This is a genomic window from Salipaludibacillus agaradhaerens, assembly GCF_002019735.1.
Lineage (GTDB): Bacteria > Bacillota > Bacilli > Bacillales > Salisediminibacteriaceae > Salipaludibacillus > Salipaludibacillus agaradhaerens.
In genome coordinates this window covers 3,687,613-3,711,855 of record NZ_KV917378.1, presented here as the reverse complement: position 1 = coordinate 3,711,855, position 24,243 = coordinate 3,687,613, and the positions used below count along the sequence as shown (strand labels likewise).

Sequence of the window (24,243 nt, the reverse complement as noted above, 5' to 3'; positions counted from 1 at the left end):
AAGCGCCAGATGTCATGTTTTCAAAGCATAAACATTAAAACAAGATATGATGATGTTTCTATTTAATTGTTAACAGTAGCTATAGTGATTTTTACTTTGCTAGGCCTTCTCATTTTTCAAAACTTACTGAAGGGAGATTATGATGCGACAAATCAAACATACAGCGCTTCTTATATTGTTTATTATGGCCTCATGCGTGATGTCCTTTCCCATACTTTCATCTGCTGCTTTGTCAGATGATTTACCGTTAGAGGAACTTTATAAACAACGAATGGCACTTTACTTAAAAACGGAAGCAGAAACGTCCATACCATGGTACTATTTTGCCGCTGTTGATAGTTATGAGCGGGGATTACGTCGGGCAAAAAAGGCATTACCTAAAGAAGAAGGACTTATTGCTATCCACATCCCAAAAGAAAAATGGGTAGGAGAAATGAACCCTAATCAGGATGATCAACAACTTAGCTCGATTGATTTTTTTGGAGGAATAGGTAAAGATGGTAACAGCGATGGATTAGCCGATTTAGAAAATGATGAAGACATCCTTTGGACATTCGCTTCCTACTTGTCAACATACGGATTTAAAGAAAAAGATATTCGCATTGGCCTCTGGGATTACTATCAAAGGGACAAGGCAGTGCAAATGATAATAGGTCACGCTAAAACCTACAAAACAATTGGTTCTTTAAATGTTAGGGAAAGAGCATTCCCTCTTCCATTACGTGCTAACTACAGCTATAACAGTACATGGGGAAACGCAAGAGGCTGGGGAGGTAGACGCATTCATGAGGGGACAGACATTTTTGCCAATCACGGAGTCCCTGTAAAATCGACTACTTATGGCATTATTGAGCTGAAGGGCTGGAATAAATATGGCGGGTGGCGAGTCGGTATTCGCGATACTAATAATGTTTATCACTATTACGCCCATTTAAGCGCTTTTGAAAAAGGGATGGATCAGGGAACAGTCGTTAAACCTGGGGATATTATTGGCTATGTAGGAAGCTCCGGCTATGGAAAAGAAGGTACACAAGGTAAGTTTCCTCCCCACCTTCATTATGGTATGTACAGGGACAACGGGTTTTCTGAGTGGTCTTTTGATCCTTATCCCCTCCTTAAAAAATGGGAAAAGGAAGAAAAAAAGCGGCAATAAGCGATTTATACGTCCTCAATACAACAAGCTCAACGGATTAGCCGTTGAGCTTGACGAATTTAAACAGTTAAAATAAATTCCTAATGTTAATCACCAGTATCCATAAAATCCCTGAAGGTGCTACTATGCGTAGAAACCAAATCCAGATAGTCCCTACTATTGAATTAGTGAGACCCGTTTCTTTAAGGGCATCTACTTTGTTCCATCCCCACCCAACAAATAGGGCAATAATAAGACCTGCAAGTGGTAACGTATACTGGTCAGTAATCGTATCTATAAGATCTAAGAATGGCAAATTAAATAACGTATACTCGCTAAGTGAACCACCTTGACTTAAAGCAGAAGGTATTCCAACCAATGTGACAACAACACCAGCTACTAAAGTCGCTTTTTTACGCTCCCAATTCATCTTTCTCATAAGGTAAGAGACGCTAACTTCCAACAGCGAAATAGCTGATGATAAGGCAGCAATGGCAACGAGGAAGAAGAAAAGTATGGCAAACATCGTGCCTCCTGTGCCCATTTGATTAAAGACTTCAGGAAGAGTAATAAAAATAAGACCTGGACCTCCAGCAGGATCTAAACCGAATGTAAACACCGCTGGGAAAATCATGACACCTGCAATGACTGCAAACAAGGTATCCAAGACGACAACTTGTCCTGCAGCACGGGGAAGACGACTTTCTGTCGGCAAGTAACTACTGTAAGTGATCATGATCCCCATCCCAAGGGAAAGAGTAAAAAATGCTTGCCCTATAGCTGAAGAATAAACATTTGGATCTTTTAATACACTCCAATCAGGAGAGAATAAAAATGACAACCCTTCTCCAGCACCATCGAGTGTTAAACTATAACCTGATAGGACTATGATAATGATAGCTAATAATGGCATGAAAATTTTATTTGAAAGTTCAATCCCTTTTTTAACACCAAAGAACACAATAGCAATAACAAACGCCATAAACAAAAACTGCCAAAAAACAGGTGCTATGTCTCCGCTAATAAATTCACCAAAGAAATCACCGAACTCACCTTCAGGTACAGCTCCGGCTGTTCCTGTTATATAACTATACAAGAAATAACTGATCCAACCAGCTATGACGCCATAAAACGATAAAATTAAAAATGATGTAAATACGCCGAGTATACCGCCTATTTTCCACACCTTTGAGGGCGTCGTTGCACTAAATGACTGCACGACGTCAGCTTGGCCTTTACGACCTATAGAAAATTCAGCTAGTAATACTGGAAGCCCTATGAGGAAAATACATAAAATATAAATTAATAAAAAGACAGCTCCCCCATTTTCCCCCGTTACGTACGAGAAACGCCAAATATTTCCTAATCCTACCGCTGAGCCAACAGCCGCAAGAATAAATCCAAGTCCACTAGCCCATCTTTCTCTCCCATTGTTCATGTTACTAACTCCTCTCTCTCTTTTACAAAGTGACTTTTATTGATACATTTACCGACTAATGGCACGAGTTTCCCCCTTAAAAATTATCAACATCTAGGTAAATGATTTAACTTACGTTATCTTATTATAGTTATCAGATAATTGAAAGTAAAGTATTTTCGGAATATTATATAAAAATCTAAAAATTGGAATTTATTTAGATAGGGTTTTCATAAATAATCACGGCCCCGATAATATATTATTTTACAGTCATAATGTATACACGCCTTTTATTTCATTATTTTGCACGCAAAAAACCGTTCCAGCCTAGACTGGAACGGAATCGTTTATCTTTTACCATTAAACGGATAATCGTAAGGTGATGATGCGTAGCAAAAAGACGGTGAGAGTAAATAAAATACCACCAACTAATAAACCTAACCATAAACTCCCTGTCACCCCTAAGGCTAAGAAAGCTAAAATGGATATAGCTCCTGTTATGAGCGCATAAGGTAATTGCGTTAATACGTGATCAATATGATGACTACCTGCACCTGTTGACGATAAAATAGTTGTATCCGAAATTGGTGAGCAGTGATCCCCGAATATTGCCCCTGCAAGAACAGCCGCCAATACTGGAAGCATTAAAGACATATCTGTGGCGGCCGCTATATCACCAGCAATAGGAAGCATAATACCGAATGTTCCCCACGACGTCCCAGTACTAAATGCCATCACACCTGCTAGGACAAATAGTAAAGCTGGCAAAAGAGCAAGTGATACATGTTCATCCACTATGCCTGCCAAAAATTGTCCAGTGCCCAACTCACCAATAATTTCTATAATCGTCCATGCAAATATGAGAATATATATTGCCGGAAGCATGGATTTAATACCGGCCCAAAGGCCGATCCCCATGTCCCTCACCGATAGACTACGAACTAACACAATCACAATTGTAATCACTAAACTAACTAGACCACCATATAATAATGAGGCTGCCACGTCTGTATTTTCAAATACCTTTAATAATGTAGCACTACCTTCTGTCCCTTCTATACCAGTGATAACCATAAAAATGCTTGTAGACATGATAAGTGCTGCAATAGGCCACAATAGGTTTCCAACATAACCTTCTTTATCATTCTTATCTAAGTTGCTATCCCCAGGGATAGGACCTTTTGTTTTATCCACTACTTCTCCAGTTGAGAGAGCTCTATTTTCATGCACGCGCATTGGGCCAAAGTCCAATTTAAAATAAGCAACTGCAAAAACTAACAAGATCGTAAAAACAGCATAAAAGTTCATTGGGCCCATGAGTAAAAAGGCTTGAAGAGAACCATACTCTGTGAAATTATGTGTTGCAAATATGCCAGCTATAATTGTAATGATGGAAGCTCCCCAACTAGAAACAGGAGAAATAACACAAATTGGTGCTGACGTCGAATCGACGATATAAGCTAATTTGGCTCTCGAAATACGATGCCTATCCGTCAAAGGCCTACTTACATTTCCCACTGTCAGGCTATTAAAGTAATCATCAATAAAGATGAGCAGACCGAGAACAGCCGATGCTATTTGAACGCTAATACGGGTTTTAAATTTTGTTAAGGCCCATTCTCCAAATGCCCGACTTCCGCCACTTATGGAAATAAGAGACGCGATCATCCCTAAAATTAAAAGAAATAAAATAATATAAAATTCCCAAGTGTTTATCCCACCATCAACATAAAAGATGTTTGTCACAATTGTTCCAACTTGCGACAATGCCTGATTAATAAATAGTTCTTCAGTTTGGTTAATCATAAGGGCACCTACAACGATCCCTACCCCTAGGGAGAATAGGACTCTTTTTGTCACGATAACCATTACTAATGCTAAAATTGGCGGTAGTAATGATAAAATACCATGTTCCATTTTTCTCTTTCCTCCTCTAAAATACCAACACAAAAAGCAGCAAGAGGTGTGTTCTTGCTGCTTCATTGAAGTCAGGAAAATCATCCTCGTCAAGGTAAAAAGTAGTCCTCCACTCCGGTCTTCCCGAAAGTGACAGTGTTGCACTTATTCAATGCAACCCCAGCTCCTTTATTTTGGACGAAATAAAATGCTTCGGCAAAATTTCCTTTCATGACCCCTCATAGCTGTCCTAGCTCTTGATCATTACTCATAAATTTCGCGCCTCTACCCCATTCTTGATGAGGTATGCTGACAGTATTTAATTATTAGACCGAGAACTATAATATCAAAATAACGGTCATAATTCAATAGTTAGTCAATGGAATCTTCTATGTCTAGCTCTTCTGGTCGCTGGATGACTGCCGGTGTCATACCACCTTCTCCACCTGTTCCACCATAAAAGTCTGGTACCTCACCAGGAATCCACACCATCGCTACAGGGATCGATGTTTTCACCACTTCTGTATCAGTAGCAAATGGAATGACCACTTTAACATCCACTTCAATGTCAACTGATACACTCATGTAAGTGTTGTTAATCCCCACATGGACAATATTCTCCTTCAATTGTGATTTCACATCCCCGATTGCTGATAATCTGACGGGCACTCTCGGCCCCAAGTGCGCCAACAATGCATTGTTAGTCGCCTGACCTAATGGAATCATATGTATAATACCGTCCTCCGAAAAGGTCGCTCCATCTCGATCTACATCAACTTCATTTGGGATACGCATATCTTGCACGCGTCCATGCTCAATATCATTTAAATAATTTTGTACTCTCTTCGTGGTTTCTTGTAAAACACGATTATAAATAACGGGATTATACTGAACAAGAATCACATTGCCTTCATCATCTTTTTCGTATTCCACAAGGTCTTCCATATCAGTATCTTCTAAAATATGTCGAGAAATGGCATCATTGATTGCCAGTGTCCCAATACGTTGCGTTTCCGTTTTAGCAATGGCTAATAATGTAGGTCGGACCCCTTTCTCAACGATTATTAACCCTTGTACCGTCAAGATAATAAAAATGATTAAAGAGATCATAAAGACATAACGAAATGGAAGAGGTCCTTTCTTTTTACGGCGCGGCCGAATGGTGCGGAGAGTTAACATGGTCATTCCCCCTTCTTTTAATATCTATGCAACAAAGGAGGATTGTACAACGAAATATATTGTAGAGTGCTGGGGGATTTATCTCAAGGCGTTAAGTTCCAGATAATAATTCTGTGTAGTATGTATGTTTGTGTCCTAATCGTTTGGATACATATTCAATATTTTATGTCTTGAGAAAATAGAATAATGCATGAGTATCTCTTAAACCGTGAAGCGTAATTTTTTAATACCTAATTTCGTCAATAACTTAGCTAATTGTTCCGACTATATTAAAGTCAACAGCAGAAATATTCAAACTTTATGGATGGGTATCTCCCCTAAATACCATACATATTAAGTATATATGATATTTAGGATATATGATATTTAAGATATTTATAGTTAACATATAATGTATAAAGAAATTAAAACGATTCCTCTTTCGAAAATTATATACTTAGTATATAATTTCATTAGAAGAATAGGAGGAATTAACCCATGATAAAGGTTAGAAACTTGAAAAAGGAATTTACACAGGGACAAGAAAGAACACACGTCTTGAAGGGCTTTGATTTGAATGTTAAAGAAGGCGAATTTGTGGCTGTAATGGGACCAAGTGGTTCTGGAAAGAGTACATTACTCCAACTTTTAGGGGGGCTTGATGTCCCTACTGAAGGAGATATAGTAATAAATCAGAGTAATTTAAGTAATATGACGGAAAAAGAAAGAACTATATTTCGTAGAAAATACCTAGGTTTTATTTTTCAAAATTACCAACTGCTCCCTACATTAAGTGTAGAGGAAAATATAGCTTTCCCTCTTCATGCAGATGGTAAAAAGAATAACCAAATTATTATAGAATTACTTGATTCTATCGGATTGAAAGAACTTGGTCCAAAGCGTGCTAATTTGCTGAGTGGCGGTCAACAACAACGAGTTGCCATAGCCAGGGCGTTAGTCAATGAACCTTCTGTTTTATTAGCCGATGAACCGACAGGAAATTTAGATAGAGGGAAAGCCGACGAAATACTCGGATTAATATCAAGATTCAATCGAGAAAATAATCAAACAATCATCATGGTAACTCATGATATTTTTGCAGCTGGGGTTGCGGATCGAATTATTCTATTTAAAGATGGCGTTATTGAGCAAGTGATTTCTAGAAAGGATGATGATTTTGCTAAATATGTGGCAAATTTCATGGCGTAATATAACACAAAATAAAAAAAGGTTTTTTATTTCCCTACTTGGGATAATCTTAGGTGTAGCTTTTGTAACATCTATGCTTATTGCAAACAAAACCACAAATGATGTTTTCGATTATTATGAAGAAATGTATGTGGCAAATGCCGATTATTGGATTCTAAGCGATGAACATTCTTACTCTGTGGATATGGTTTCGTCAGTTTTAACTAGTCCAATTATAACAGAAACCATGCTTGCGCTTGATAAACAAGCTTTTTTTGAGTTGGAGGGTGATCAATCTCTAAATCAAAGATCCGTCCGAATTACAGGTGTGAATGATCAGAGCAGCTCTTTACTGAAACTTCCTGTTATCGAAGGGAGTTTGGATAATGAAGGTTTGGTGATCCCAAAAGCTGTTGCAGAACTGTTAAATAAAGAGGTAGGAGATACAATTAGATTTACCAATTTGGGAGAAGCTAAGGTTTCCGCCATTGTTGAATATACACAATTGCTTTCAAGCCCGGGTAATTGGGAGCGTGCTGAATCAACCAGCTTCCGAATCATGGCTCCACTTGAATTATTACAAGAATGGACGGGTATGGAAGACGAACTTTCCTATGTAAGATTTCAAATAAATGAAGAAGGAGAGCAACTTTTTCTATCTCTACAGGAAAAATTTAGTCATTCAAATGTATATGTACAACCAGTTGTCGCGGATGATCGACAAAGTAACGACATAGGGGGACTATATACGTTCTTTTACTTAATCGCGGGGTTATCCATGTTTATTAGCGGATTCATTGTATTTAATATGATTTATACAAGTGTCATGGAGAGAAAAAAAGAATTTGCAATCATGAAAAGTTTCGGATATCTACAAAGTTCCGTTTCCAGACTTATTCTAATTGAAGTACTACTGTTGGGAATAATAGGTACAGCTATTGGGGTGCCTATAGGAATTTTGCTTGGGGATATGTTCATGCAAACTTTACTAAGCGTATTTGAATTTGAAATGGTTTACACATTAAATTGGGAAATACCTGTATTAATAGCTGTATTAATTGGAATTTCATTCCCTGTTTTATCTTCATTATTTCCTATTTACAATGCTGGGAAAACCTCTGTGTTATTGACACTAAAAATGGCAAACCAACCCCAATCATTGAGAAGCCTATACATAGTTAGGGCAATTGTAGGTGTCGGCTTGCTTGTTTTTGTATTTATCGATCACCCCATCTCTTACTTAGCGATTTTAGCAAGTGTCATATTGATGTTTCCATTACTGTTACTTGGTCTGATATGTATATTTAGGCCTATTATAAAAATATTCTTCGGATACTCTGGAAGTCTGGCGGCGCAAAGCCTTACAAAACAATTAAATCGAAATGCTAATACTGCCGCTATTCTTGCTGTGGGGATTGCAGTGATATTATTACTAAGTGCTGTTATTGAATCCGCACCTGAAGGTTATGAAAATGAAATCAGAAATACGTATGGCGGAGACCTGAGAGTTTCATCAGAAGCGCCTTGGTCTAAACAGGATAGAGAAAAGCTACTTTTGTATGATGCTGTTGTAAACGTTGAGCCTTTAACGGAAGCTACGCCAATTACATGGGTAACCACCGATGAGGAGACGAGACAATTTTCCATTTTTGCTGTAGATGAAGCCGGACCAACCTTATTTGAGAGTTCTAATAAAGAGGAATTGTATTATGAACTAGCAAAGGAACCTTCTGTTATCCTCGGGGAAAGAGCTTTTAATGAATGGGGTGGAGATATAGGAGAATATATTTACATTAATACACCCTCAGGTAAACAGCATCTTGAAGTCCTTGATGTAGTGAAAACATCGAATTACTCAGGCTATGTTGGATTTATGGATGAGAATCATTTAAATAATGAATTTGGTTGGACAAATCACTTCGATATCTTATTAACTTTAAACGACGGATATACTGGTGAACAATTACGAAATCAGTTATGGCTGGATTTCAGCACTCACCTCTCAGAAGTTGAAACGATAGAAGATGAAATACAATCAACTACTTCAGCATTTTCTGGAATGAACGAATTAATTCTGATTATGCTAGTTTTAATTATCGGGCTAGCTAGCATAGGTACAGCTAATACTTTATTAATGAATACATTAGAGCGCACCTCTGAGATAGGGACAATGCGAGCGCTTGGATTTACGAAACTGCAAGTCAAAAAGATGATCATTGGAGAAGGTTTACTCATAGGATTGTCAGGGGTTATTGGTGGTATAATTTCAGGTATAGTTTTACTTTATACAACTAGCCAATCCGAACTATTAGGAGGTTTTATATCTTTTCAATTACCTGTCGGGAATATTATTCTAGCACTGATTGCTGGAGTTTGCCTGAGTCTCCTTGCTTCCTGGATTTCAAGTGCTACAGCGAGTAGAATAGATATTATATCATCACTCAAAGAAGGTTGAACAAATATGTCGGTGAAATATGGAATATTAACAATGCTATATTTACAAAAAAATCATGGATATGAATTAAAACTAGAACTAGAATCCCTCCTTGGGATTAAAGGGAAAATTAATCCTGGTCAAATTTATACGACTCTAGACCGTCTAATACGTGATCAACTTGTCATATCTGTAGGAATGGATGACCAAGAAAGAAAATTTTATGAAATAACGACGAAAGGTAATAAAGAGTTGGAAAAATGGTTACTGGAACCAGTACCCTATCATTCTACTAAAGAAGATTTTCATTTTAAATGGAGTTGTGCTCGTAAGATTGACTTCAAACAGGAAAATGAAATGCTTGATCAACAAAAAGCGATGATAATGAAAGATGTTATGGATTTGACTAAATTTAAAACAGAATTTCTTCTTCAAGGGGACGAGAATAGGTATTTATTAATCACTAGTACCCTTTTGCATTTAGAAGCAGATTTAAACTGGATAAATCAAGTGGAAAATCGAAATAGACCATAATTCTAGTAAGGTATTCCTGTTAAAAGCCTTTGTCTATTTATTTTTTGGTAGTGCTAAAATCTCTTATTTTTCGACTAACCCTTTAGGAAGAGTTATCCAAATATAAGTTAATGAATATTATATTCAACTACCATCCAGCATATTTAATTTAAAGGTTCTATAACCATCAATTTCAATATTCTTTATATACTAAATTTATGAAATGTAATTTTGATATAACCAGGTCACAAAAATTAACAAGTACATTTCTCAAACCGTTAAATTTAAGAAAAATAGGGATATCCCAAAAGTCGGTAAAGTAACCAATTTTTTACGGCATCCTATTTTATAAGAGATAAATGTTACTCAAATCCATGCACGCAGCCGTTTTCCGTGAAATTGCCTTCCACTCATACCTACGAAGTATCATCAAAGTGGATTGTCAGACTGCGATAAACCTCACTGGAGTCGTATTTTTTACTCTTTTGTGCTGGTTTATCAACAGATAAACGTCCGTAAAACTCCCGACTCACAATAGAGAGGAGAGCTAACGCACGCTAATGTCTTGATTCACTCAACGACCAATCAGGGGAATAAGTACGAAAACACTTACTGATTGAAGGCGTTTTATCTATGACTATTTGATTTTTAAAAAATCGCCCCGTTGTATTAATGTAAGTTAACCATACAAACAAATATAACGGAGGCGATTATATCAAAATAGATTAAAAACTAAGGTTTGGTGACCGTCTTACAAGTTTCTCGAAATAGGCAGACTTAACTTGAGTATTCTTTAAAGCACCTATTTTAAACGTTCATAAACATGAAACGTATGTGCCAAAGGATTTTTTTCATCCACCGTTCCTTCTTGACGAGACACTTCTTTCCATTCGTCTTCATCAATTTTAGGAAAAAACGTATCACCTTCAAATGAGGCATGGATTTTTGTAATATACAAACGATCGGCTTTATCTAGTAGCGTTTCATAAAGAGTCGCGCCGCCGATCACAAAAAATTCTTCTTGCTCCTTCATCAGTGGCTTAACATCCTCTATATGATGGAAGACTTCAACTCCCTCCGCCGTAAAACTTTCATTGCGTGTGAGGACAATATTCCGTCTATTCGGAAGAGGCCTGCCGATGGATTCGAATGTTTTCCGTCCCATAAGCACAGGATGCCCACTGGTGACACGTTTAAAATACTGTAATTCAGCGGGAAGATGCCACGGCATCTTCCCATTTTTACCTAGAACTCGTCCATCTGAAAAAGCAGCGATCATTGCGATCATACTGACACTTCCCCTTTGATATGAGGATGCGGGTCATAGCCTATTAGTTCAAAATCATCTATTGTGAAGTCTTCAATCTTCTTCCGCTCTGGATTTAATCGCATTTCAGGAAGAGGGCGAGGTTCACGTGTCAGTTGGAGCTTTACTTGTTCAACATGATTATTGTAGATGTGAGCATCACCAAATGTGTGGACAAAGTCTCCTGGCTCTAAGCCACATTCTTGGGCAATCATTATTGTTAATAATGCGTATGATGCGATATTAAACGGCACACCTAAAAAGACATCCGCACTCCGCTGATACAATTGACAGGACAATTTCCCATCTGCTACATAAAATTGGAATAAGCAATGACAAGGAGCGAGCGCCATTTTATCAATATCTGCTACATTCCAGGCATTGACAAGCAATCTGCGAGAATCAGGGTTCGTTTTAATTTGTTCTATAACATCTCCCAATTGATCAATCGTACGACCATCTGGGGCAGGCCATGAACGCCACTGCTTACCATATACAGGACCAAGATCGCCATTCTCATCAGCCCATTCATTCCATATCCGAACATTATTTTCTTTTAAATAAGCAATATTTGTCTCACCTTTGATGAACCAGAGAAGTTCATGAATAATCGCTCTAAGTGCTAGTTTTTTTGTCGTTAAGACTGGAAAACCCTTTCCTAAATCAAAACGCATTTGATAACCGAATGTACTAATCGTTCCTGTACCTGTTCTGTCATCTTTTTTCGTGCCATTTTCTAAAATATGCTTACAAAGATTGAGGTAAGCTTGCATGACATATCCCCCTTATTAATATGATGACTTAACCTATCAGTGGCTGCTCACAGGCAGAGATCGTCACCCCTAATTCCTTTGACAAATCAAGGTCATATTGCGTGCTATCAGTCACCACTCGCACAACAGGACGTGATGGTAAATGCGCATGTGTTTTAGCCACGATCCCGACCCGCCCATCACTTAGCTGCACTTCTAATCCAATTGGATAAATGACCACTGTTTTGGCAAATAATTCTACTAATTGTTGATCAAACACGCTGTTAGCCCCGCTAAAAAGTAACTCTAAACCTTCATGAGGTAAGAGAGCTTTACGATAAACACGATTTGATGTGACCGCGTCAAAGACATCGGCAATACTAATTATTTTAGCATACAAATGGATCTCATTTGCAGTTAATTGTCGAGGGTAACCACTGCCATCTCCTTTTTCATGATGCTGATACGCACAATGAGCTGCCAATAATGGTAATGTGCCACATTTACGTATCATGTCAAAGCCTATTATCGTATGGGCTTTTATAGTCTCATATTCATCATCGCTTAATGAATCCGTTTTATTTAAGATGTCAGCTGGAATACCAAGCTTTCCTATATCATGTAATAAGGCCCCTAGCCCAAGCTCATACAGTTCATACATATTAAGCTTAAGTTTTTTGCCTAATGCAAGTGAAAGAACTGAAACGTTTAATGAATGCTGAAAAATCGATGAGTCGAACGAGATAACATTGGTCAGTAACGAAATGGCTTCATTATTGGCCGCTACTTTTTCTAAGATTTCTTTAATGACTTTTGAAAATGATTGGGAAAACTCATCCATATTAACTGTTGCACCCTCTGACATTTTATTGGAAATGTCATTGAAATTCTTATGAATGGTAGTCAACATTTGTTGACGTTCATGTGGCGTAAGCAATTCTTCCGGATAAAGGTCAGCAGTTACTTCATCCTCAATATACACAAATGTGACGCCTTTTTCTTTTAAACGCTCCACAACATTTTCTGATAACAGCATGCCCCGATTTAATAATGTTTTTCCTTCTTCATTATAAATAGGCTCAGCAAGACGGGCCTCATGCGTTATTTTATCTAAAGGCATCAATTTCATAAAAACCCCGTTCCTTTCTATGTAATAGGCTCTTTAACGGGAGGGTGTCTTAAAGGTTCTTAGTTTCCAAGCGAGTAGATCCCTTAAAAACTCCGGCATAAAGTAATCTATTTTAGTCGACGTGCTAATGGCAGGATATAGTTGCCCTAATGTAAACATATCAACTGTGGCGAGTGTATAATTACGGTCTCTTTGTAATGGCTTATTTCCGATAAAAATACTCTTTTCATTAAGGGCTGGCGCGCCTTTTGCAATTCTTAAGTTGTCAAACACCATATATCCTAACACTTTGCCTCTAAAGCCAAAGCCTTTTAACGCAAAGTGTATCATTCTCTCCTCTTGCGCTTCGTGCAAAATGTTAATCAAATTCTCCCCTGATACAACAACCTTTGCAGGGTTAATTGGATGGGGACAGCACTCATGTAGATCTCCTAACGTGACCGGGCCAATTTCCAAACTCTTTAATAGCACTCCTGAGTTAACCATGGCCAAGTCTGCGTGGCACCATTCCCTCAATGTTTCAGCCAGTAGTTTCGGAAAATCACTATGTTGGTACCATTGAACTTCCAATGATTCTGCTAAATGTGTCACAGGTTCCTTAAGGATATTATCGGCTTGTTTCGCCAATTTTGAAAGAAGCTTTTCTGTTTCTGCATCACGTTCGTTTAAATTTACCTTTATAGATTGAACATGATTTACTGAAAGACTAAACGCCCCTTTTTCATTTTCTTTAAACGATAATTGTATGTCTCCAACATGAGTACCTGAACGTCCTGCCTGATTAATCCACGTATTATTTACTTTCTTTCCTCTTTCCAAGACATGATGGGTATGTGCCCCTAGTATGACATCAATCCCAGAAACTTCATTGGCCATTTTTTCATCTTCTTTTAAACCTAGATGGGATAAACATATAATCGCATCTACTTTCTCGCTCAACCTCGCAACTGTGCGTTTTAATGCAGCAAATGGCTCTGTCACCCGCCAGCCCAGCGTATGATAAAACAGTGGAAAAGAAATCGTCACACCTGTTACGCCGATAGAAACACCTGACGACAATGTGAAAATTTTATACGGAACAGTCCACTCTGGATAGCTACCGTCTTCATATATTAAATTGCTTAAAATAACAGGAAATTTAGCTTCATCATATAAATGGTCTAATTGCTCTTTGGATAAGGTAATCCCTTCGTTATTCCCGATTGTGACACCATCATATCCCATATTATTTAAAAGCGCCACGTTCCCTTTTCCAGCTAACGCTTCAGTCATGGGATGAACTTTATCACAGTGGTCGCCAATATCAAACAACAGGACGTGCTCATTGTGACTTAAAGCGTGTTGTTTTTTTTCTTTTAACAATTTAGTAACAGCAGGCCAGTTTTCCAATTGACTGTGTAGGTCATTTGTATGTAGTATTCTTACTATTTCGTTGGACAATGAGCCTCCCACCTTCTAAATTAATATTTAAAACATATGCCATTACAAGCTTGCTAGACCTTGATATATTAAACGGACACCAATAATAATAAGGAAAATGCGAAGCATGAGAACAACAGTATCACTTGTCAAACGTCGATTGATTGCAGCGCCAACTTGCCCTCCTATCCATGCGCCTGGAATGAGTGCGATGGCATAATACCAATCAACATTCCCTAAACTTATATGTGAAATTGAGCTGACTATAGCCGACAAAAAGACGAGAAACATGGAGGTGGCAACAGCTAAATGTGGAGGAAAAGCAAAGAGTAAAATCATAGCAGGAACCATGAGCGAGCCACCACCTATTCCAAACAAGCCAGAAAACATGCCTACAAAAAAAGCGATGGTAATCGCAATAAATGGATGATAGCCATACATAACCATCTTTCCGTCAAGGTTTTGGTAGCTTCGTTTAATGCCTCTCTTTGCCATTTTTATCGGCTTGACATAACGTCTCACCATTAATATAAAGGAAACAATGACAATAAATGATCCGAAGGCAATTAGAAACACATCTACGTTCATCCCTTTATTAAGCCACACGCCAAATAACGCACCTGGTCCACTTCCGATAAAAAAAATAAGGCCACTTTGCACATCCACTTTTTTCTGCTTTAAATAAGCGAGTGTTGATGATAGCCCAGTAAAAATCATCACTAAAAGCGATGTTCCAACAGCTACTTGGGGCGTTATCCCGTTTAAAATTTCTGAATATTCTCCTAAAAGCATTAAAGCCGGAACAACGATAATTCCTCCACCAAGGCCCATTATACTCCCTAATATGGCAGCAATAAGCCCTATAAATGCCAATATAACCCATTCCATATATAAGCCTGCTTTCTAGAACATAGTAAGATTTTGATCATGTCACGATTTTATCCGCTGTAAGAGACTTTGCACGAGTGAGGTTACAAGAACGGCAAGACCATTTTCTATAAGATCCATTCACCCTTGTATAACTTGATAACCTTAATGGCATCTTAAAGAAATGCGGTATATGACTATGACATTTGTCTTCACTTATTATCTATTATAATGTCTATCATTCCCTTATTCATCAAATAAGTTTAATTGTTTCGGTGCAAGCCCTTCATACGAAATGCCAAGTTCCTTTATAAAAGATTGGCCATTCCCTGCTGCGTGTCCACCTGAATTATTGTTAAAAATCACATATGTGTTAGGGACTGAAGCAGCAATTTTTTTAATTTGTTCAGCTAGTTCAGCTAATTCATGATGAGAATAATCGTATAGATAGCGGACATCTCGCCACTCTTGACCTTTTACCGGCTTCGTCCATGCCGCGACATTTCGTCCATGGAATCTTACAAACGCCTTCTTGCTATGGGTTGTTACCGGAACGAAAGGAATCGATCGTTCACCTGCTTGAGGTTCATCACATATACTATGTATCCAATTATCTTCTTTCATATAGTCAAGCGTTTTTTCTTTCATCACTCCGTCATACCATGATTGATGTCTAAATTCTAGAATGGCATCGAATTCACTTAATTGCTGGCGAACAACCCGTAAATAATCCACATGTTTACGTTGACAATCAAACCAGGGTGGAAATTGACAAAGGACCCCTGCTAATTTCCCTGCTTCTTTTAATGGTTTTATGGCCGTGTTAAATGCAGTAAACATCTCTTCCTTTGTATCAAAGGGAATATCTCCACGTTGATGCCCCGTCATCCCTTGATAAGCTTTTACAATAAATTGAAACGTTGGTGGCGTCTCATTTAACCATTTCATAATATTTCTTTCAGGCGGAATAGCATAAAACGATGAATCTAATTCCACAATCGGGAAATGCCCTGCATATGCTTCAAGCTTTTTAGCAACTGATGTGAGCCCCTCATAAAGCGTATGATGATCTCCCCAACCACTAAGGCCGATGTTAATCTGACTCATATTCGTAACTCCTTTATGCATAATAATGACACCCTCTAACGGATGATCCTCATATAAAATGATAGCAGAAGGTTCTATTCATATCCATTAAAGAAAACCTATTCAACACCCTGAGAATGCATGGCATTATTGTTTTCAAGTATCAGTACCTTTTCTTAATAAGCTTCTCTACAGCAGGGATTTCACGTTACTCAACTTTTTTCTCTACGTTGTGCCATCACTAGTTTTTTGGTAAATCCTTGTTTCCCGATCTGTAGTATTTCGAAAAAACTAAAAAAGAAAACCGCCATCTCAGATGGATCGGTAAACTGTGGTAAAACACCTATTATCTTTTTATCCATTGACTATTAATCAACCTTCTCATAGTCATATTTAGTGCAAAGATCATGAGACGACAACCAATCCATCAATTGGTTATACAAATAATAAGTCGTCCCTTTCAGCTCAACCTTAGGTGGATTAGGGTATTTATGTAGTAACTCTTCTATTTCTCCTTGACTTAAATTAAGATAAAATTTTAGATCGCTTTCTTTTATTAAGTGATTATAATTGTGTCCTTTATCTGGACGGCTAAAATTTTGTAAACCCTTCCCTATAAAATAACCCATAAGACTAAAACCAATAGCTAATAAGAACATTCCAAGAGCAAATCCATCCATCTTATGTTCTCCTCTCTATTTATCTATTTGATTAGGCAGTTGAATAATCAACCGTATTCTTCTAATTTTAGCACCTTCTACACTAAATCTTCATGTGTCAAAAATAAGTAATCGATTTCTCACACGTTAGCTAATCAAGCTATAACCAAGGTATTACTGGCGGGGTTCCCGCTTCTGGTAATAAATATATGAAAATAAAAAAGAAACATATAAAGCTAAGCTTCAATCAGTGGGGGTTTTCCTTCATCCCCACTGATTGTTAGTTTAACTTATCGGACCTTTAGGGGCAGTTTATCCCCCACCTAAACTTTTCGACCTTCTTACGTTTTAAGGTGGGGGTTTTACTGCCCCTTAAGTGTGGGATAAACAGGCCAAAAAGAATAACAAAAACCGAAAGTAAGGGTCTTTTAAATTTAATTAGACTGTATAAACCGCAAAATAAACTTACGACACCAATAAAGAGTTCAAATAATGCTACTGGATAAACAGAATAATTGTCTATATCAAATACTCTTAGAAAGTTGAATAGTGTGATTAACAATATAAAAATGATTTGCAGTCCTAAACCAATAATAATAAAGATAATTTACTCCCCCTCTATATAAAACAGCAAATACCCTGCTTTTTAACACCGTTTATACTGCTGTTGAATTAGAATTTGGAAAATTAGAGGAGGCTGCGGTAAAACAGCCTCTTTAATCTTTATATGGATCAAATTCCCCTTCTCCAGCCATACACACGCCAATTGGCTTTAACACATGTTCGATGCTGACTGTCTGTTTGTGCGCCTCTAGAACATCTCCTAATTTTTTATAAACAAACGGGCTCTCATCCGTACCGCCTCCGCGCAATTCAACACCAAACTCTTTAATCGCTTGCTTCATCTGTTCCGGTGTTACTTTTCCGCCACTTCTCGTTCGCGTTTTCCAGTTCATTTTCCCAGCTGCCTCTGTTCGGCTCATGATTCGTCCAGCTCCGTGAACCGTACTGTAAAAAGCATCTCGATTTTCTTCACTATCTACCCCGCGAATGATGACGGAATTGTCACCCATGCTTCCGCCTACAAACCCCCATTGGTTTGGTGCTGATGGCGTTGCTCCTTTACGAACGATGACATATTCTTTGTCATCATGCGTTTCTTTCCACGCGTAGTTATGATGATTGTGTACAGAAAACAGAGCTTCTGCCTGCAAAATGTCTAACACTTTTTGAATGGCGTAATCTCGACCAGCATAGGCATATTTACCTGTTAACTGCATCGCGCGGTAGTACATATCACCAATGTCTGAATCTAAATCTAATAGAGTAGGCGCGTCTTCCATCCGCTCCCCTTTAACTTTATCGGAAAACTGGGCTCCCTTGGCCAAATTCATAAATCCACTCGCCGTTTTATGACCGAATCCTCTACTCCCGAAATGATTTGCCACCCAAACGTCATCTGTTGCTTCCTCAACAAAAAGGTCAACAAAATGGTTACCACTGCCTACCGTGCCTAGCTGTTTTTTCGCCAGCGCTTTTAATTTGTCATGCTCCTGCTTACCTATTTCTTTAAATACGTCCCAGTCAGGGTCATCAAAAAGCGCGTGATCTACTTTCTCACGATTACTTCTACCTACACCGAAAGAGATGGACTGCGCTATTTCATCCATAATCCCAGATAGCTGCTCTCTTATATCTTCATATTTCACATTTGTTTTTACGGCCTTATTCCCACACGCAATATCATATCCAACCCCTGATGGTGAGATTTGATTTCGGTAGACCACCACACCGCCAACCGGTTGACTATAGCCTTTATGATGATCAGCCATCAAAAGCACTTGTTCTACATTCCCATGCTGAGAGCATGTCACTGCTTGGTCAACAGCGCTCTCTAGTGGATTCCCCCACACTTTAACGCCTTTTATTTCCTTGTACACCGTTCTTCTCTCCTTTTCTTCCTATCAGCCAATCAAACGTAGTGATTAGCTTTTAAGTCACTCTTATTGGATAACACTACCACATATTTCATTCATATGGAATTCCTTCAATAGAAAATGGAGGGACAAATGAGGAAAATTAGATAGTGGATTATGCCGACAGTTGAAATACTCATTGGCAAACACATGTGACCGTTGTCAATTATTCACAAAGGGGTATGGCTAGCTTTAAAATCAGAGGGGGTGGCCTCGGCAGCGTTCCAGAACAAGAAAACGTTATTTTGCTCGAACTAGATGAAGCGCTCTAAAGCTTATCAATCGCATAGCGCCTCCCCTTCTCGGATACACTAGAAAAAGAATTGACAAGGGGGATCACATATGAATGCGATGCAACAATTAACCGAGTGGCTGGAAGCTCATAAAGGACAGAAGCTTATGATTTCAAAACTGGAATATGGAGCAGGAATGACGTCGATAACCGATTCAGATCAAGTCTCCATGACGTTAGAGGCAGTCACGTTTAGTGATCGTGAGAGTAGAGATCCAGACGGGTATGTAGCCAATCATGAACTGGTGCTTCGTGGCGAAGGGGCCATTCAAGGCTCGGAACATGCGTCAGGCCCATTGCCAGCTCATCATTTCGACATTCCGCTGGAAGATAAGATGTCTCTCTCCGTCGACGAAAATCAAGCGATCGTTGAAACCCATCAAGCCAAGTATATTCTAGAAGCAAACGTGTAAAATTGAGTAAGTGGGGGGACTAGCCCCCTCATTACAATTAACATATCTCGTTTGTTTATGAAGAAAAATGTTACTCTTTATTTACAGTAGCTTCAAATGTAATCATTTCACTTGAATCAGTTGGATATTGGCCGTACTTGTAATCTGCCGAAATTACGATATCATCAAAACCCATATTTTCAAGAAGCATTTTAAACTCTTCAATTCCAAACCACCTTAGTGGAAACCGTTCTAATTCTGTTTGTATTAGTTCGCTATTAGCCCATTTTTCATAGCGATTATGAGATATTGTATATTGGTTAATATAGTCAACCTCAACTACTTTAGTTTCCAATGTAATAATATCACCATTCCTTGATTCCCAAGTTCTTGTTGATACTTTATCAACGGATAAATCAGTTTGTAAAGAAATATCCAAAATTAGCCTACCGTCATTTGTAAGATGGTTATAAAAATTTTTTAGTGCTTTAATAGAATCTTCTCTCTTATGTAACAATAAGAATGTACCAGTTGGCACGACAATAGCTTCATATTTTGTGTCTATTGAAAATGACGCCATATGTCCTTCAAATAATTTGGGATTAAGCCCTCTTTTTTCACAGTTATTGCGGCATATTTTTAACATCTCTTGTGATACATCAAAGCCATCAACTTTCAAGCCTCTTTCTAAAAACGGAATGAGAATTCGACCAGTTCCAACTCCTGGTTCAAGAATGTCACCCTTACAAGAAGCTAATCTATCGCTATAAAACTCCACATCCCCAAATGAACGCCCAATATATTTGTCCATATCATATACTTCTGATGAAAGTTTATTATAATAACCTAACAAATGCTTTTCTCCTTTTTTTCTATTGTTTTTAAGTCCTTCTTTTTCAATAAACTATTCATTAGTTCAGTAACAATTATTCAACTAATAAAGCTTTCACAATATATCTCATAAATTTTCTAATCCCTTTTGCATGTCTCATTTGACGCCCCTGGAGTTCAATTAGATTTTAGGTAATCTAAGACCATATCAACTCTTTCATTGACTGAATAATCTCCCTCTATTTTTAATACTGGACACGATAAGTCTGCCATCCAATGCTCATGCAACATTTTACTTTTCACTTCCATTCCAGCACTATCATATAAAGAAGCCCATTCTAAAAAAGCTTTCGATTGTTCGAATTTACTGCCACCAGCTAATATCTCATGTCCATATCGTTGAAACTCTCTTTGTTTTAACCTTTCAAGCCTTATGTCCTGAGGAATCCACAAGAATATTACGAGGTCAAAATAACTTTTAAAGTTATCCGCCCATCCCAAAACTCCTCCTGAAAGAATCCAGCTTTCACTAAGTGATACATCTTTTTCGAGCCTCCTTATACTTTCAGCAACATCTCTTTGTTTAGTAAATTTAGTTTCCCAAAAGTAATTATCGGAATCAAAATGTGTATGAGGTAAAACCTTTGATAATGAAGAGCCTAGTGTTGTCGTACCAGCCCCTGAAGCCCCTATGATATTAATTTTATCTTTCACTGTCCTCCTCCTTTCCCAAAAGATAAAATTTGCTTTTGCTTGTTCAACTGCTTGAATAATTACTATTATTCTTTTATTTAAATTTTATCACTAACAGAAGCAATGGGGATTTACTGATAGTTGTTCGCTGCACACAGTCAAATCATCGTTACCTGTGGAAGTCATTATAGTGTTCAAACTCTTATAGAACCGAAGCATTATGATTAACTGCTCGTTCCACACTAAAAATCACATCCTTCAAATTAGGAATAACCTCACTAGCAGCGCCATTTGTATTTCTAATGGTTCTCTTCGACCTGATCCAACTACATTCATTCTTCTACATCGTTATAGTAATCTCTCATTAACTCACTAGACCATGCCGGTTGCTTAACTTCGCCAATAGGTGCAAACTCATTCATATAAGGCTTAATATCTAACACAGGTGTCCCATCGATGGCATCTAGTGCTTGAACGGTTAGCTCTCTTCCTTTTATGTCTAAAAGTCTACATCTCGATACTCCTAACGCGTTTGGTCTTGCCTTCGCTCTCTGTGCAAATACGCCAACAGCTGGCCACTCCTCATTACCTCTAGGATGTCGAGCGCCGGTCACAATCTTTTCAGGTTCTACTTGATCCATATGAAAAATTATTTCCAAATGCGAAAAAGCCTCCAAGCCTTTAAGAGACTCCTCAGGGAGGTTAGAATTTAACACTATTTTACTAATGACTTTCCCCCAATGATCATCGCTCATTTCTTTCCTTGAAGAGCTAACATATCCAATGTAAGTCCCTTGATACTTATTCATATTGATCCCTCCATATCTCATCTCTTAGTCAGTTTTTGTATCTCTTATTAAATTGTTGCTTCCGTTCAATACCTTTATTAATGCAATTTTATCTCTGATTCGAAGAGCCGTCCTTTTTATACTAAAACTCATATCACCGATATCCCACGTATTTTTATTGTTAATACGCTGTTTATTCATTTCCAACATCCTGCCTCAAAATAGAAAGAAAATTGTTATATTCCTTGACTTATCTTCAACATATTGAAGCGATGTCCTCCTCAAATAATACTTTTCTATAGTTGAAGAAGCCATAGCTCTGTTCTGCTAATACTCTTTATTTCTTTTCAGCAACTATATAAACATAATCACCTAAGTCGCTACTAAAGTCATTAAGTACATCTTCTATTTTATTAGTTTCGATGTTCGTTTTCAGCCTATTACAACCTTCTTCCACTTCCTCTATAGATGCCAAGTTTGCAAAGGTAGATATTCCCGAGCGTACTTTTTCATCTAAATACATCGTTGGTTCATATTTGCCACTATACAGAAAGAAATCTTTTAAATTTGGTTGTATTAAAAATGTTTCATGACCCACAATATTAAATCCAACCGTTTTTAATATATCATCGACTTCTACTACGCTCGGCATTTGATTGGCTGATTTTTCAATAGCGTCTGGAAAATATTCTTTTAACCAATAATTATTCATCTGTTCAGGAGATGACGTAAAAATGACAAACCTACCTTTATCAAGAACCCTAAAAACCTCTCTAAAAGGAGTTAAAAGTTCATTAAAATGGTGAATGGCTAATGTACAAGTTACACCTTTAAAAAAGTTATCCTCATAAGGTAGTTTGTTTACATCCGCTACTTCCCAAGCTATTGTGCTTGATTTTCCTTTAGCTTTCTTAATCATCTCTTCTGAAACATCGCTTCCAGTTATTTTTAAACCCGTTTTTTCTAAAACACTAGTATAATTTCCTGTTCCACAAGCAATATCGAGAACTTTGCTTCCATTAGGTACTTGCAAATGATTTCGTAACCGCCTTGTAATTTCGGGATCTGCTTGACGAGTTGTATCATAAGTTAAGCCAATGCTATCGTATAAAAATGATGACACTATTTATGCAGTACTAGTGCTCATATATATCCATTTAATCCTTTGTATTGAACTAATTGCTCCGTTAGTGCAAACAGTCCTTTTCAAGAAAAACTACCCGTCAGCTTTCTTTTGCATTACCATCCTTTTTATTCCTTTCAGGAAGAACATATGATTGGTCACGCACGACTACTGTTTCAGGTTTAAAACATATTAAAACATTACTTTCATCTAAATCTTTAAAACGTGGGTCCCATTCTTCGATTTCAGTTCCTAAATAGCGAGAAAGTAACTGATTAGCCATTTCCTTTTCAAAAGGCTTAACTGTTGCCCTCCCTCTAAATCCTGCATGTAAAAAAAGACCGGTATGCTGATTGAAATCTACAATACCAATAGCACATTTGGGATTTTTCCTTATTCTATCTGGAAATGTATCTGAAGCAGTACCTATTATCCAAATCCTTTTATCTTTCCAACAAAACCAAACAGGTGAATCCCTCGGCGACTCTTCTGTCATAGTTGATAAATGAGCTACTAATGGCATAGAAAGAAATTTTTCTAAATCGAAACTCCTACCTGTATCCGTAATAATCCTCATCGTGACCTCCTGTTTAGTATGTTATTTTTAACCTTCTTCCTTGAATAATTTGCTTTGTTAGTTCATATTTTCACTCTTATTAAATTGTTACTCTCATGAGTTCAATACCTTTATTAATTCAATTTCATCTCTGATAGGAATACCATCATTACCAACCGGGGGAATATCCGGCTTTATCTTTCTTGCTTTCTCTACGGCATTATTTATAATTCGAGACAGGATAAAACCTCGTTTTTGATAAAACTTTAATGCTAATAAATTATCGTTCGTTGTTATGAGTCTAACGAGTTTACACTTTCTATTGATAGCAAAGCTTTCTACTGCTTGAACTAAGCTTGTACCTATTCCTTGTCCTTCTTTAATACTATTTAATGAAATTATCTCACACTCGTCCTTTTTGATTATGTAAGTAATTACACCAATAATTTCACCGTCATCATTTATACTAGTAAAACCATCTAGCGCACTACAATCATAGACCCCACTGGAAATAACCATTTCGGAGCTTCCCCAATGTAACTTAAAAAATTCTATTATCTTATTCTTCCCTGACTCCTCAATTGCGTATATTCTCATTTTATTACCTCAGTTTTTATAAATTTCTAATTAGAATGA

The 24,243-nt window shown here is 37.6% G+C and carries 22 protein-coding genes and 1 riboswitch; of the genes, 5 read left to right on the top strand and 17 right to left on the bottom strand.

Going from position 1 to position 24,243, the window contains the following annotated elements:
* The first annotated feature begins 142 nt into the window (after positions 1-142).
* Positions 143-1,153 carry a M23 family metallopeptidase gene (locus tag BK581_RS16990; RefSeq protein ID WP_078579291.1) on the top strand — a complete coding sequence of 337 codons (1,011 nt, stop codon included), beginning with the start codon at positions 143-145 and terminating at the stop codon, positions 1,151-1,153.
* A gap of 67 nt (positions 1,154-1,220) precedes the next feature.
* On the opposite strand, the gene BK581_RS16985 is transcribed toward BK581_RS16990, so the two are convergent.
* From BK581_RS16985 to yunB, 3 genes are all read right to left on the bottom strand, one after another.
* On the bottom strand, positions 1,221-2,570 hold the full coding sequence (locus BK581_RS16985; RefSeq protein WP_078579290.1) for a sodium-dependent transporter: 1,350 nt from the start codon (positions 2,568-2,570) through the stop codon (positions 1,221-1,223).
* A 339-nt stretch (positions 2,571-2,909) separates the two neighbouring features.
* Positions 2,910-4,466 (bottom strand): Na+/H+ antiporter NhaC family protein, encoded by a 1,557-nt coding sequence (locus BK581_RS16980; protein WP_078579289.1) that lies wholly within the window; start codon positions 4,464-4,466, stop codon positions 2,910-2,912.
* A gap of 94 nt (positions 4,467-4,560) precedes the next feature.
* A riboswitch (Lysine riboswitch) is annotated at positions 4,561-4,741 on the bottom strand.
* Positions 4,742-4,817: 76 nt separating this feature from the next.
* Positions 4,818-5,624 (bottom strand): sporulation protein YunB, encoded by an 807-nt coding sequence (gene yunB, locus BK581_RS16975; protein ID WP_078579288.1) that lies wholly within the window; start codon positions 5,622-5,624, stop codon positions 4,818-4,820.
* A 477-nt stretch (positions 5,625-6,101) separates the two neighbouring features.
* On the opposite strand from yunB, the gene BK581_RS16970 reads away from it, so the two are divergent.
* The 3 genes from BK581_RS16970 to BK581_RS16960 are packed head-to-tail and all read left to right on the top strand — an operon-like array spanning position 6,102 to position 9,759.
* The gene (locus BK581_RS16970) at positions 6,102-6,812 is read left to right on the top strand and encodes an ABC transporter ATP-binding protein (protein WP_078579286.1); all 711 of its coding nucleotides are present in this window, start codon (positions 6,102-6,104) and stop codon (positions 6,810-6,812) included.
* Positions 6,781-9,246: an ABC transporter permease gene (locus tag BK581_RS16965; RefSeq protein WP_078579285.1), complete on the top strand. Its 2,466-nt coding sequence runs from the start codon at positions 6,781-6,783 to the stop codon at positions 9,244-9,246. Before BK581_RS16970 ends, BK581_RS16965 begins: the two co-directional genes overlap by 32 nt.
* Positions 9,247-9,252: 6 nt before the next feature.
* Positions 9,253-9,759 carry a PadR family transcriptional regulator gene (locus tag BK581_RS16960; RefSeq protein ID WP_078579284.1) on the top strand — a complete coding sequence of 169 codons (507 nt, stop codon included), beginning with the start codon at positions 9,253-9,255 and terminating at the stop codon, positions 9,757-9,759.
* A gap of 781 nt (positions 9,760-10,540) precedes the next feature.
* Here the strand turns inward: BK581_RS16960 and BK581_RS16955 are convergent.
* The 8 genes from BK581_RS16955 to BK581_RS16920 all read right to left on the bottom strand — a co-directional run bounded on the left by BK581_RS16955 (position 10,541) and on the right by BK581_RS16920 (position 18,896).
* On the bottom strand, positions 10,541-11,026 hold the full coding sequence (locus tag BK581_RS16955) for a dihydrofolate reductase (protein ID WP_078579283.1): 486 nt from the start codon (positions 11,024-11,026) through the stop codon (positions 10,541-10,543).
* Entirely contained in the window at positions 11,023-11,817 is a 795-nt protein-coding gene (locus tag BK581_RS16950; protein ID WP_078579282.1) for a thymidylate synthase, read from the bottom strand. The genes BK581_RS16955 and BK581_RS16950 overlap by 4 nt, the downstream gene beginning before the upstream one ends.
* 28 nt (positions 11,818-11,845) lie before the next feature.
* Positions 11,846-12,925, bottom strand: a complete 1,080-nt coding sequence (locus BK581_RS16945) for an HD-GYP domain-containing protein (protein WP_078579281.1) — start codon at positions 12,923-12,925, stop codon at positions 11,846-11,848.
* Between the two features lie 33 nt (positions 12,926-12,958).
* Positions 12,959-14,365: a bifunctional metallophosphatase/5'-nucleotidase gene (locus BK581_RS16940; RefSeq protein ID WP_078579280.1), complete on the bottom strand. Its 1,407-nt coding sequence runs from the start codon at positions 14,363-14,365 to the stop codon at positions 12,959-12,961.
* A 42-nt stretch (positions 14,366-14,407) separates the two neighbouring features.
* A complete protein-coding gene (locus BK581_RS16935) occupies positions 14,408-15,232 on the bottom strand; it encodes a sulfite exporter TauE/SafE family protein (protein WP_078579279.1) in 825 nt (274 codons plus the stop codon).
* A 225-nt stretch (positions 15,233-15,457) separates the two neighbouring features.
* Positions 15,458-16,318, bottom strand: a complete 861-nt coding sequence (locus BK581_RS16930) for a DUF72 domain-containing protein (protein ID WP_078579278.1) — start codon at positions 16,316-16,318, stop codon at positions 15,458-15,460.
* Between the two features lie 347 nt (positions 16,319-16,665).
* Positions 16,666-16,977: a DNA-binding protein gene (locus tag BK581_RS16925; protein ID WP_078579277.1), complete on the bottom strand. Its 312-nt coding sequence runs from the start codon at positions 16,975-16,977 to the stop codon at positions 16,666-16,668.
* 695 nt (positions 16,978-17,672) lie between these two features.
* Positions 17,673-18,896: an RtcB family protein gene (locus BK581_RS16920; RefSeq protein WP_078579276.1), complete on the bottom strand. Its 1,224-nt coding sequence runs from the start codon at positions 18,894-18,896 to the stop codon at positions 17,673-17,675.
* Between the two features lie 378 nt (positions 18,897-19,274).
* Between BK581_RS16920 and BK581_RS16915 the strand changes: the two genes are divergently transcribed.
* A complete protein-coding gene (locus BK581_RS16915) occupies positions 19,275-19,637 on the top strand; it encodes a hypothetical protein (RefSeq protein ID WP_078579275.1) in 363 nt (120 codons plus the stop codon).
* 70 nt (positions 19,638-19,707) lie between these two features.
* On the opposite strand, the gene BK581_RS16910 is transcribed toward BK581_RS16915, so the two are convergent.
* From BK581_RS16910 to BK581_RS16885, 6 genes are all read right to left on the bottom strand, one after another.
* Positions 19,708-20,469 (bottom strand): class I SAM-dependent methyltransferase, encoded by a 762-nt coding sequence (locus BK581_RS16910; RefSeq protein ID WP_078579274.1) that lies wholly within the window; start codon positions 20,467-20,469, stop codon positions 19,708-19,710.
* A gap of 155 nt (positions 20,470-20,624) precedes the next feature.
* Positions 20,625-21,161: an ATP-binding protein gene (locus tag BK581_RS16905; RefSeq protein ID WP_078579273.1), complete on the bottom strand. Its 537-nt coding sequence runs from the start codon at positions 21,159-21,161 to the stop codon at positions 20,625-20,627.
* Positions 21,162-21,472: 311 nt separating this feature from the next.
* On the bottom strand, positions 21,473-21,949 hold the full coding sequence (locus tag BK581_RS16900) for an SAM-dependent methyltransferase (RefSeq protein ID WP_078579272.1): 477 nt from the start codon (positions 21,947-21,949) through the stop codon (positions 21,473-21,475).
* Between the two features lie 316 nt (positions 21,950-22,265).
* Positions 22,266-22,961 carry a class I SAM-dependent methyltransferase gene (locus BK581_RS16895; RefSeq protein WP_245829121.1) on the bottom strand — a complete coding sequence of 232 codons (696 nt, stop codon included), beginning with the start codon at positions 22,959-22,961 and terminating at the stop codon, positions 22,266-22,268.
* 190 nt (positions 22,962-23,151) lie between these two features.
* The gene (locus BK581_RS16890; RefSeq protein ID WP_169837772.1) at positions 23,152-23,628 is read right to left on the bottom strand and encodes a pyridoxamine 5'-phosphate oxidase family protein; all 477 of its coding nucleotides are present in this window, start codon (positions 23,626-23,628) and stop codon (positions 23,152-23,154) included.
* Between the two features lie 93 nt (positions 23,629-23,721).
* Positions 23,722-24,204: a GNAT family N-acetyltransferase gene (locus tag BK581_RS16885; protein WP_078579271.1), complete on the bottom strand. Its 483-nt coding sequence runs from the start codon at positions 24,202-24,204 to the stop codon at positions 23,722-23,724.
* Between the last annotated feature and the right edge of the window lie 39 nt (positions 24,205-24,243).

What these genes read in the sequence shown, in the direction of transcription:
- BK581_RS16990 (WP_078579291.1), top strand. Translation starts at nt 143, where the DNA reads ATGCGACAAATCAAACATACAGCGCTTCTTATATTGTTTATTATGGCC.
- BK581_RS16985 (WP_078579290.1), bottom strand. Translation starts at nt 2,570, where the DNA reads ATGAACAATGGGAGAGAAAGATGGGCTAGTGGACTTGGATTTATTCTT.
- BK581_RS16980 (WP_078579289.1), bottom strand. Translation starts at nt 4,466, where the DNA reads ATGGAACATGGTATTTTATCATTACTACCGCCAATTTTAGCATTAGTA.
- yunB (WP_078579288.1), bottom strand. Translation starts at nt 5,624, where the DNA reads ATGTTAACTCTCCGCACCATTCGGCCGCGCCGTAAAAAGAAAGGACCT.
- BK581_RS16970 (WP_078579286.1), top strand. Translation starts at nt 6,102, where the DNA reads ATGATAAAGGTTAGAAACTTGAAAAAGGAATTTACACAGGGACAAGAA.
- BK581_RS16960 (WP_078579284.1), top strand. Translation starts at nt 9,253, where the DNA reads ATGTCGGTGAAATATGGAATATTAACAATGCTATATTTACAAAAAAAT.
- BK581_RS16955 (WP_078579283.1), bottom strand. Translation starts at nt 11,026, where the DNA reads ATGATCGCAATGATCGCTGCTTTTTCAGATGGACGAGTTCTAGGTAAA.
- BK581_RS16950 (WP_078579282.1), bottom strand. Translation starts at nt 11,817, where the DNA reads ATGCAAGCTTACCTCAATCTTTGTAAGCATATTTTAGAAAATGGCACG.
- BK581_RS16945 (WP_078579281.1), bottom strand. Translation starts at nt 12,925, where the DNA reads ATGAAATTGATGCCTTTAGATAAAATAACGCATGAGGCCCGTCTTGCT.
- BK581_RS16935 (WP_078579279.1), bottom strand. Translation starts at nt 15,232, where the DNA reads ATGGAATGGGTTATATTGGCATTTATAGGGCTTATTGCTGCCATATTA.
- BK581_RS16930 (WP_078579278.1), bottom strand. Translation starts at nt 16,318, where the DNA reads ATGAGTCAGATTAACATCGGCCTTAGTGGTTGGGGAGATCATCATACG.
- BK581_RS16925 (WP_078579277.1), bottom strand. Translation starts at nt 16,977, where the DNA reads ATGGATGGATTTGCTCTTGGAATGTTCTTATTAGCTATTGGTTTTAGT.
- BK581_RS16915 (WP_078579275.1), top strand. Translation starts at nt 19,275, where the DNA reads ATGAATGCGATGCAACAATTAACCGAGTGGCTGGAAGCTCATAAAGGA.
- BK581_RS16900 (WP_078579272.1), bottom strand. Translation starts at nt 21,949, where the DNA reads ATGAATAAGTATCAAGGGACTTACATTGGATATGTTAGCTCTTCAAGG.
- BK581_RS16890 (WP_169837772.1), bottom strand. Translation starts at nt 23,628, where the DNA reads ATGAGGATTATTACGGATACAGGTAGGAGTTTCGATTTAGAAAAATTT.
- BK581_RS16885 (WP_078579271.1), bottom strand. Translation starts at nt 24,204, where the DNA reads ATGAGAATATACGCAATTGAGGAGTCAGGGAAGAATAAGATAATAGAA.